The 432-nt window shown below is 72.5% G+C and carries 1 protein-coding gene; it reads left to right on the forward strand.

Features of this window, described 5'->3' with window-relative positions:
- Positions 1-370: CoA-binding protein (locus ACEWB7_RS17975; RefSeq protein ID WP_411581087.1), on the forward strand; the 370-nt coding region annotated here is incomplete at its 5' end.
- Positions 371-432 lie beyond the last annotated feature (62 nt).

Here is a 432-nt window from a genome sequence, read left to right on the forward strand (position 1 = left end):
GAGCTCGACCACGTACGACGTCTACTTCGTCAATCCCGTGCTCGCCGCGGCCGGCAAGGAGATCCTCGGCCACCGCGTGTACGCCTCGCTGGACGACCTGCCCGTCACCCCGGACCTCGTGGAGGTGTTCCGCAAGTCCTCCGACGCCCCCGAGGTGGTGGCGGACGCCGCCCGCGTGGGCGCCCGGACCGTGTGGCTGCAGCTGGGCTTCTGGAACGAGGACGCCGCGCGTCAGGCCGAGGCCGCGGGCCTGGAGGTCGTGATGGACCGCTGGGTGAAGATCGAGCACGCCCGCTTCCACGGCGGGCTCAACCTCGCCGGCTTCGTCACCGGCGTGATCAGCTCGCGGCGCCAGGAACTGGACCGCTAGGCGGACGACGCCCCGTGTCGGGCGTCGTCCGGCCCTCGTTGCGCACCCGCCCGTCGATGGCG

It is taken from the genome of Acinetobacter sp. NIOH-H-8 (assembly GCF_046635365.1).
Taxonomy (GTDB): domain Bacteria; phylum Pseudomonadota; class Gammaproteobacteria; order Pseudomonadales; family Moraxellaceae; genus Acinetobacter.